Source organism: Mesorhizobium sp. M7A.F.Ca.CA.004.06.1.1 (assembly GCF_003999135.1).
Taxonomy (GTDB): Bacteria; Pseudomonadota; Alphaproteobacteria; order Rhizobiales; family Rhizobiaceae; genus Mesorhizobium.
Window position 1 is genome coordinate 1 of the sequence record NZ_RZPQ01000162.1, and the last position, 9,204, is coordinate 9,204.

Consider the following 9,204-nt stretch of genomic DNA (forward strand, 5'->3'; position numbering starts at 1 on the left):
ATTTCATGATGGGCGACAACCGGGACAATTCCGCCGACAGCCGTTTCACCGTCGGCTACGTTCCCGCGGAAAATCTGGTTGGCCGTGCCAATCTTGTTTTCTTCTCGATCGCCGGCAAGGCGAGCCCTCTCGAAATCTGGAAATGGCCGTCGCTGATGCGCGCTTCGCGCCTGTTCCACTTCGTCAATTGATGGCTTTGAAGCGTCCGACAGGCGAAACTCTGGCCGGTTTGGTAAAAGCCAAGACCGGCCACGTCTTCAAGGATATCCGCTTGCTCGAGACCGCCTTGACGCATTCCAGTGCGGTCAAGGCCGCCACCAACAACCAGCGTCTTGAATTTCTTGGCGACCGCGTGCTCGGGCTTGTCGTCGCCGATATGCTTTTCGAAAAATTTCCCGATGCGCCGGAAGGTGAAATCGCGCCGCGTTTCAATGCGCTGGTCGATGCGCGGACATGCTCCGAGATCGGCATCGAAATGCAGCTGGAAGATCTGGTCCGCGCCGATTCTGCCTTGAAGATGCGGTCGCGTGGCTCGGGCGGAAACTATCTGGCGGATGCGGTCGAAGCCCTGATCGCGGCGGTTTACGTTGACGGTGGCATCGAGGCCGCGCGGCGGTTTGTCCTGCGCTACTGGGAACCGCGCTCGCATACGGTGATCACAAAGCCGCTCAATCCGAAATCCGATCTGCAGGAATGGATTGCCAAGACCAGCGATATCAGACCCGAATACGTGATCGAAAAGCGCGAAGGCCCGGACCACCAGCCCGTCTTCACCGTGTCCTTGCAGGTCCGCGGTTTTGCGCCGATAAGCGGCACTGGCGGCTCCCGCAGGGTTGCCGAAGAAGCGGCGGCTTCGGCATTTCTTGTGCGCGAAGGCGTCTGGGCCACCACATCGGCCCAAAAATCGGAGGGCGCGCGACCCTCCAGTGAAGGGAGTGCGGCATGACCGCTACCGAAGAGCCGGCGACCGCAGCCGCCGCCACGCATTCCGGTTTTGTCGCGCTGATCGGCGCGCCCAATGCGGGCAAGTCGACGCTGGTCAACCAATTGGTGGGCGCCAAGGTGTCGATCGTCACCCACAAGGTGCAGACGACCCGCGCCATCGTGCGCGGCGTCGCCACGCATGACAATGCGCAGATCGTTTTTGTCGACACGCCCGGCATCTTCAAGCCGAAGCGGAGGCTCGACACGGCGATGGTGACCACCGCCTGGGGCGGGGCCAAGGACGCCGACATCGTGCTGCTTTTGATCGATGCCGAACGCGGCATCAGGGGCGACGCCGACGCCATCCTCGAACGGCTGAAGGATGTGCGCCAGCCGATGGTGCTGATCCTCAATAAGGTCGACCGCGTCAAGCACGAAGCGCTGCTCGCTCTGTCGGCGGCAGCGAACGAAAGGGTGCCGTTCAAGCGCACCTTCATGGTGTCGGCGCTGACCGGTTCCGGCTGCAAGGACGTGCTCGATTATCTGGCCGAGGCTCTGCCGGTCGGCCCCTGGTACTATCCGGAAGACCAGATCTCGGACCTGCCGATGCGCCAGCTCGCGGCCGAGATCACGCGCGAGAAGCTGTATCTAAGGCTGCATCAGGAACTGCCCTATTCCTCGCATATCGAGACCGAGAAATGGGAAGAGAAGCCGGATGGCTCGGTGCGCATCGACCAGACCATCTATGTTGAGCGCGACAGCCAGAAGAAGATCGTTCTTGGCCACAAGGGCGAGACAATCCGCGCCATCGGCCAGGCGGCACGCATGGAGATAGCGGGCATCCTCGAACAGAAGGTGCACCTGTTCCTGTTCGTCAAGGTGCGCGAGAACTGGGGCGACGACCCTGAGCGCTATCGCGAGATGGGGCTCGAGTTTCCGCGCTAGGCTCGATGGTCAGCAAGCCGAACATCGACATAGCGCTTGTCAGCCGATTGATCGCCACGCAGTTTCCCCGTTGGAAGGAGCTTGCGGTCAGGCCCGTCGAGTTTGGCGGCTGGGACAACAGGACCTTTCATCTCGGCGACGAGATGACCGTGCGGCTGCCAAGCGCCGCGGCCTATTCCCTGCAGGTGGAAAAGGAGCATCGCTGGCTGCCGAGGCTCGCACCTCTGTTGCCGCTGCCGATCCCGGTGCCGCTGGCGATGGGAGTTCCGGCCGAAAGCTATCCCTGGCACTGGTCCGTTTACCGCTGGATCGAAGGCGAGACGGCAGAGCGCGAGCGTATCGCCAGCTTGCCGCGATTCGCGACCGACCTGGCCGCGTTCCTGGTCGCCTTGCAAAGGATCGATGCCACTGGCGGACCGGCGCCGGGACAACACAACTTCTTTCGCGGCGGAGCACTCAGCGTCTACGATGGCGAAACCCGGCAAGCGATTGCAGCCCTCGACGGCAAGATCGATACGGTCGCAGCCCGCGCGGTGTGGGAGGCAGCACTTGCCGCGCCATGGCACGGTGCGCCGGTCTGGTTCCACGGCGACGTCAGTTGCGGAAACCTGCTGGTCAGGCAAGGCCGGTTGGGCGCGGTGATCGACTTCGGAACCTCCGGCGTTGGCGATCCCGCCTGCGATCTGGCGATTGCCTGGACATTGTTTGAAGGCAAAAGCCGGGAGGCGTTTCGCGCCGGCCTTCCAGCCGATGAGGCGATGTGGGCGCGTGGTCGTGGCTGGACGCTTTGGAAGGCGCTGATCACGGTAGCTGGACAGATCGACGTCTACCCTGTCGAGGTTGAAAAATCCCGTCATGTGATCGATGAGGTGCTTGCCGATCACGCGCGGCGGGGGTGAGGCGCCAAACGTTCAAGGCGCTCTCGCCCACCAGATCCTGATCCTGTCGCCGATCCATCCGCCCCGTATGGCGCGACCAGGGACATTCTGGCCGAGGCGATGCTTTCCCGGACCTATGCGTGCCCACCCGCCTGATCGAGGCGGGGGGAGCGCATCGCCTGCGTCGTTCAGGTCGACTGAGAGGGCGTCACGGAGGAATCGTTTTTCAACGGCTGGCTGCTGTCACAATCGGCGACACGACGGCACTCCAGGAAGTTTCGACCGCCTTGGAGGGGGCAGACACCCTTGGAAGCGTCATCCCGCTTTTCGCCTCGGTATCAGAGCGGGATTTGCAGATGGGCGTTATCTGGCAACAGAAGGGGAGGCGGCAAGAATCAAATAAATTTCGACAGAATTGAGGTATATTTTGCGTATTATGCTGCCATTTTGGAAATATAACACGTTATCAGTATAGTTAGACGCGAAAGTATCCGTATATGTATTTAATAAATGACATTGTGCCATTTGTGCCGCTCGTCGGATTATCAAGTGTTATTTGTGCAACACGGCATTAATCTGTTTGTGGAATTGTAATTATTCCGGAAATCGTCATTGAAGGCAGATGAACGATGGGTATGTTCGCCGCTGAAAAGGGCGAGCGGTGTGAGCCTTTTTCGTTGTGGGGGTGAGGCGGGAAAACATTGCCGCCAGCCACAAATCCGAAGCCATTTATAACTATGACTGGAGAGGTCAGAAAATGAACATCAAGAGCCTCCTTCTCGGCTCAGCCGCGGCCCTGATCGCGGTCAGCGGCGCGCGCGCCGCCGACGCTGTCGTCGTCGCCGAACCGGAACCGGCCGAATACGTCAAGATCTGCGACGTCTACGGCGCCGGTTACTTCTACATTCCGGGCACCGAGACCTGCCTGCGCATCGGCGGCTATCTGCGCTATGACATGGGCGCTGGCGATTCCGGCGCGCTGGATGGCGCCAATAACGTTCCGGATACCGAGGACGGCGACAGCAACGATACCTGGTATAAGAACATGCGTTTCACGCTGAGGACTTATACCGGCCAGGAAACCGAGCTCGGCACGTTGAAGACCTTTACCGAGACTCGCTTTCAATTCGGCAACAGCAGCGGCAACTATGAGACTAGTGGCTCTGGCTGGCAGGCCGGCAACAAGGCCACCAGCCTCAATTTCGCCTGGATCCAGCTCGGTGGCCTGCGCGTCGGTAAGGATGAAACGGTATACGATCAGTTCATCGGTTATGCCGGCAACGTCATCCAGGACACGCTCATCCCGTATGGTGTCAAGGATACCAATCTCATCAGCTACTACTTCGACGCAGGCAGCGGCTTCACGGGCGTGGTCTCGCTCGAAGAAGGCACCGGCGTCAACACGATCGACAGCTATGTTCCGCATGTCGTCGGCGGTTTGAAGTACAAGGGCGACTGGGGTGCGATCACCGGCGTCGTGGCCTATGACAGCAATTATGAGGAAGTGTCCGGCAAGGTCCGTTTGGACGTCAACGTCAGCAAGGAACTGACGCTGTTCGTCATGGGCGGCTACGGCACCAACGACAACATCAACGACTTCGGCACAGGCCGTACCCAATACAAGCCATGGGGCGGAAACTGGGCGATCTGGGGCGGCGGCACCTACAAGTTCAACGACAAGACCTCGTTCAACGCCCAGGTCTCCTATGACGACTGGAAGAACCTCGGCGTCGCGGCCAACGTGGCCTATACCATTGTGCCCGGCTTTACGATCACGACTGAAGTCGATTACCTCAATGCAGGAAAATTCGACGACTTGGACTTCAACAACTGGACGAAGGCCGACAAGAAGAGCAGCGTCGGCGGCATCGTTCGCTTCCAGCGCAATTTCTAACGGATCGACTGACCCCACCAGCCCGCCCGCAGCACATCGCTGCGGGCGGTTTTTTATGCATTGGCATGAGAGTTACCCGGGGGCCAAGCCCATACCTTGATTTCGCCACCCGATCGGTGAAAAGCTCCTGAAATGGAATGGCGCGACGAGGGAATCATTCTCGGCACCCGCAAGCATGGCGAAACCAGCGCCATTCTCGAGGTGTTGACGCGAGCGCATGGCCGTCATCTCGGCCTTGTTCGTGGCGGCCGTTCGCGCAAGCAGCAGCCTGTGCTCCAGCCCGGCAACCGTGTCGACCTGTTGTGGCGAGCGCGCCTTGACGAGCACCTCGGCACGTTCCAGGCCGAGGCGATCGAGATGAACGCGGCCCGGTTGATGGACAGCGCCTTTGCCGTCTACGGATTGCAGACCATGGCCGCGCATCTGCGCCTGCTGCCCGAGCGCGACGCGCATGAAGGTCTCTACGAAACGCTTGCCGTGATGATCGTCCATCTCGACGACGCCGACGTTGCCGGCGAACTGGTGGCGCGCTTCGAGCTTCTGGTGCTGGACGAACTCGGCTTCGGCCTCGATCTCAGCCAATGCGCCGCCACCGGCACGCGACAGGACCTGGCCTATGTCTCACCGAAGTCGGGACGTGCGGTATCGCGCGAAGCCGGTTTGCCGTGGCGCGACAAGATGCTGGCTCTGCCGGCCTTCCTGCAGCGCGGCTCCGGCCTGCGCGCCGATGCGGCTGATGTCGACGACGCCTTCCGGCTCACCGGCTTCTTCTTCAACCGCCACGTCTATGAGCCGCGCGGCATCGAGCCGCCGGACGCTCGTACCGGCTTCCTCGCCGCCTTGCGCAAACATCACGCGCGCGGCAAGGCCATAGCTGGCGAAGACGCAGCCAGAGAAATCATCACATGAGCGAGGTCGAACTTTATCCTGGCCGGGTCTCACCGCTCGGCCTCGGCACCATTCCGCACGCCGACATCCTGAAATACACCGGTTTGGAATTGCTGCAGCGCATCGTCGACGGCAAGTATCCGGCGCCGCCGATTTCCTTCCAGCTGAATTTCACTCTCACCGAAGTCTCGGAAGGGCGCGCTGTCTTTCGTGGCATGCCGAGCGAGCGCCATCTCAATCCGCTGGGCAGCGTGCATGGCGGCTGGGCGGCGACGCTGCTCGATTCGGCGCTGGCCTGTGCCGTGCAGACGCTGCTCGAAAAGGGCGAGGCCTATACCACGGCGGAGTTCAAGGTGAATTTGACGCGTCCCATCACGCCGAAGACCGGCGAGGTGGTGTGCGAGGGCAGGGTTGTTCACAAGGGCCGCACGTTGGCGGTGTCGGAAGCGACGCTGAAGGATGCCGGCGGCAAGCTGCTGGCTTTCGGCACCGAAACATGCTCGATCTTTCCGGCCGCCAATCTGGCGGCGCGTTGACTGGCGGCGCATTGAGTTTTCCGAGCTTGGATTTTCTGGCCGTTTGGCCGCCGCATTTGAATGTCAGTAAGACGAATGTCAGTGAAAACTGGCCTGGTTTGGGGGAACCGCCATGTTTGAAAGCCTGATCGGCCTTGTCGCCATCATCGCCTTGTTCGTCATCATTTCGCGCCAGCAGAGCCGCATCGGCCTTGTCGAGCGTGAACTAGGCGCGCTGCGCAGCCTGGTCCTTTCCGGTGCCGTGCCGCCTGCGGCCAAGTCCTCCGAACAGGTGGACGACAACGCGCCCGCCGACATGGCTCCGGACGCAGCGGCTGCGACCGATATCGTTCCGCCGGAGGTAAGCGCAGCGGTCACCGTCCCGGCGCCAGCCACGGACACGGAAGACTCGACCGGCGAGATCGTCTCCGGCCCGTGGACCGCTCCAGAACCGGCACCGAAGGCAGTGGAACCTGCGGAGCTTCCCGGAGCGGCGAAAGCCGCCCGCCAATCCGATGTCGAAACCGCGCTCGGCACCCGCTGGGCGGTCTGGGTCGGTGGCATCGCGCTGGCGCTGGGCGGCCTGTTCCTGATCCGCTACACCATCGAGGCAGGTATTTTCGGTCCCGGCGTGCGGCTGACCATGGCCGGCGTGCTCGGCCTGGTGCTGGTGGCCGGCGGCGAGTTCATCCGCCGCACCGGCTTCAAGGTGCCGGTGCAAGGGGCCGCTGGCGCTTATATTCCAGCGATCCTGACTGCTGCCGGTGCCTTCATCCTGTTCGGCACCGTCTATGCCGCGCATGGCATTTACGGCTTCATCGGCCCGGCACTCGCCTTCACGCTGCTCGGCGTCATCGGCGTGGCAACGATCGCGGCCGCCCTGGTCCATGGTCAGGCGCTGGCCGGCATCGGCCTGGTAGGCGCCATGGTGACGCCGGTGCTGGTCGCCTCGCAGGCACCCAATCCCTGGGCGCTTTTCGGCTATCTCGCGATCGTGCTTGCCGTCACCGGCGTCATCGCCCGCATGCGCGATTGGAAATTACTGATGGCGGCCGCCTTTTTCGGCGCCGGTGTCTGGACCATCCTCTATATGACCGATGCGCCAGGGGCGAACCTCTCTGCCATCCTGTTCATCGACGCCGTCACGCTGGCCGTGCTCGCCCTTGTCTGGCTCGCTCGCCGTGACGACGAACCTGGACCAGCCAGGGCTTTCGACTGGCCGTCCATCGTGCCTGGCCTGTTCGTCGCATTCTCGGCGCTGGGCCTGTCGGTCGACCCGGCCTTCGCTGCCGCCGGCTACGCCTTGCCGGGCGCGGTGGTGATCGCCGCGATGGTGGGGGTCGCGCTTTATCGTCCGCTGGCGCTGCCGCTCCTCTATGCCGCGGGACTGGTCACGGTGCTGATCTATCTCGGCATCATCCCGCCAACCTCGATCGCTTCCGATTTTTCCAGCGGCGCCTTGGGCGTCGACGGACTGCCGGTGGCCACGTCCAACGCGCTGACCTTGCGCATCGGCATCGTACTCGGCCTGGTCTTCATCGGCGCCGGCTTCTGGGCCGCGCGCCGGTTCGCCGCCGGCACGCAGATCCGCGCGGCCTCATGGGCAGCGTGGGGCGTCATTGTCCCGCTGGTCATCCTGCTGGCACTCTGGTTCACCTTCGGCAATCTCGACCGTGACCTTGTCTACGCTGCCGCAGCGGCACTGCTGGTCGTCATTTTCGCCGCCGGCGGCGAGTGGATCGCGCGGGCCGAGGAGCCGCCGCTCAAGGGCGGTGTCGCGGTGTCGTTTGCCCTGGGCGGCGCGGCCATCGCCGGGCTCCTGCTCATGCATATGGCTTTCGATTCCGGCTGGACCACCATCCTGCTCGGTGCGGCGGCCATCGTGCCGGCGCTGACTACGCGCTGGCGCGCCTATCCGGTGCTCGGCTGGATTTCGGTCGGCGCGGTGATCGCGGTGCTTGGCCGCGTCGCTTTCGACCCGACCATCGTCGGTGCCGGGTTCCTGTCGACGACGCCGGTGTTCAACTGGCTGCTGCCAGGCTACGGCGTGCCGGCACTGGCCTTCGGCTTTGCCGCCTGGCAGCTTGCGCGCACCACGAATGGCCGGCCGCGCCTTGCCATGGAGGCGGCTGCGGCGCTGTTTGCGCTGCTCACGCTCGCTATGCTGGTGCGCCACGCCATGCACGGCGGCGTCATCGACACGGGTGCCATGACGCTCGCCGAACAGTCGATCTACACCCTGATCGCCATCGGCGCCGGCGCCATCCTGGTCGCCATCGACATGCGCTCGCCAAGCTCGGTGCTGCGCTATGGTTCGATGGCCGCCGGTGTGGCCTCGGTCGCCTTCATCGTTGTCAGGCACTTCGTCGTGCTGAATCCGCTGTTGTCAGACGAATCGACAGGCCGGATCCCGGTGTTCAACCTGTTGTTCCTCGCCTATCTCCTGCCTGCGGTCGCCGCCGGGGGACTGGCGCTCTACGCCAGGGACAAGCGGCCGAAATGGTATGCGCAGATGCTGGCCGTGGTGGCTGCCGTGCTTGCCTTCGCCTATGCCACGCTGTCGGTGAGGCGCCTGTTCAAGGGCGAGTTCATCGGCTTGTGGAGCGGCCTCGGCCAGTTGGAAACCTATACCTACTCGGCGCTTTGGCTGGTGATTGGCGTTGCGCTCCTCACAGCCGGTGTCTGGTTGAAATCGCAGGTGCTGCGCGTCGCCTCGGCCGCGCTGATCGCGATCGCCGTGCTGAAGGTCTTCATCTTCGACATGTCGGAGCTGGAAGGTGTGCTGAGGGCGTTGTCGTTCATCGGCCTTGGCGCCGTGCTGATCGGCATCGGCCTGTTTTATCAGCGGCTTTTGACGCGGGCGGCGCGGGAAAACGGATAAAGGCAAGCAAGAACAATAAGATTTCACCCCGACCGGGAATAAATCGGCACTAGCCAGCGTTATTGCATTGCTTAGGTGACCGGGGCGGGAGACCGCTTCGCGCTGGCCGCTTGCGCCGTGCCCGGAAGGCGCGTTCAATTGGGATCAATAAGGGCGACCTCGAAACCAGCGGTCATGGACGAAAAGAAGGCAGCAATCCTTGGCGAAATACCGCGCCTGCGCCGCTACGCACGCTCGCTTTTGCGCGACCGCGACGCTGCCGACGACCTTGTCCAGGAT

The 9,204-nt window shown here is 62.6% G+C and carries 8 protein-coding genes and 1 pseudogene; all 9 read left to right on the forward strand.

Going from position 1 to position 9,204, the window contains the following annotated elements:
* Nucleotides 1-191, forward strand: a 191-nt coding sequence (locus tag EN906_RS12540; RefSeq protein WP_245484236.1) for a S26 family signal peptidase, incomplete at its 5' end; no start/stop codon positions are given.
* Entirely contained in the window at nucleotides 191-946 is a 756-nt protein-coding gene (rnc, locus tag EN906_RS12545) for a ribonuclease III (RefSeq protein WP_127267164.1), read from the forward strand. The genes EN906_RS12540 and rnc, both read left to right, overlap by 1 nt.
* On the forward strand, nucleotides 943-1,869 hold the full coding sequence (era, locus tag EN906_RS12550; RefSeq protein WP_127267161.1) for a GTPase Era: 927 nt from the start codon (nucleotides 943-945) through the stop codon (nucleotides 1,867-1,869). Before rnc ends, era begins: the two co-directional genes overlap by 4 nt.
* Nucleotides 1,870-1,874: 5 nt before the next feature.
* Complete coding sequence (locus EN906_RS12555; RefSeq protein WP_127267162.1) at nucleotides 1,875-2,768, forward strand: aminoglycoside phosphotransferase family protein; 894 nt, start codon at nucleotides 1,875-1,877, stop codon at nucleotides 2,766-2,768.
* Nucleotides 2,769-3,504: 736 nt separating this feature from the next.
* The gene (locus EN906_RS12560; protein WP_127271628.1) at nucleotides 3,505-4,641 is read left to right on the forward strand and encodes a porin; all 1,137 of its coding nucleotides are present in this window, start codon (nucleotides 3,505-3,507) and stop codon (nucleotides 4,639-4,641) included.
* A gap of 132 nt (nucleotides 4,642-4,773) precedes the next feature.
* Nucleotides 4,774-5,550, forward strand: coding sequence for a DNA repair protein RecO (gene recO, locus EN906_RS12565; RefSeq protein WP_127269263.1), 777 nt, complete (start codon nucleotides 4,774-4,776; stop codon nucleotides 5,548-5,550).
* Nucleotides 5,547-6,065, forward strand: coding sequence for a PaaI family thioesterase (locus EN906_RS12570; RefSeq protein ID WP_027162667.1), 519 nt, complete (start codon nucleotides 5,547-5,549; stop codon nucleotides 6,063-6,065). Before recO ends, EN906_RS12570 begins: the two co-directional genes overlap by 4 nt.
* Nucleotides 6,066-6,177: 112 nt before the next feature.
* On the forward strand, nucleotides 6,178-8,925 hold the full coding sequence (locus tag EN906_RS12575; RefSeq protein ID WP_127269262.1) for a DUF2339 domain-containing protein: 2,748 nt from the start codon (nucleotides 6,178-6,180) through the stop codon (nucleotides 8,923-8,925).
* A gap of 117 nt (nucleotides 8,926-9,042) precedes the next feature.
* Nucleotides 9,043-9,204: pseudogene (locus EN906_RS38240) on the forward strand (RNA polymerase sigma factor); the annotation flags it as partial.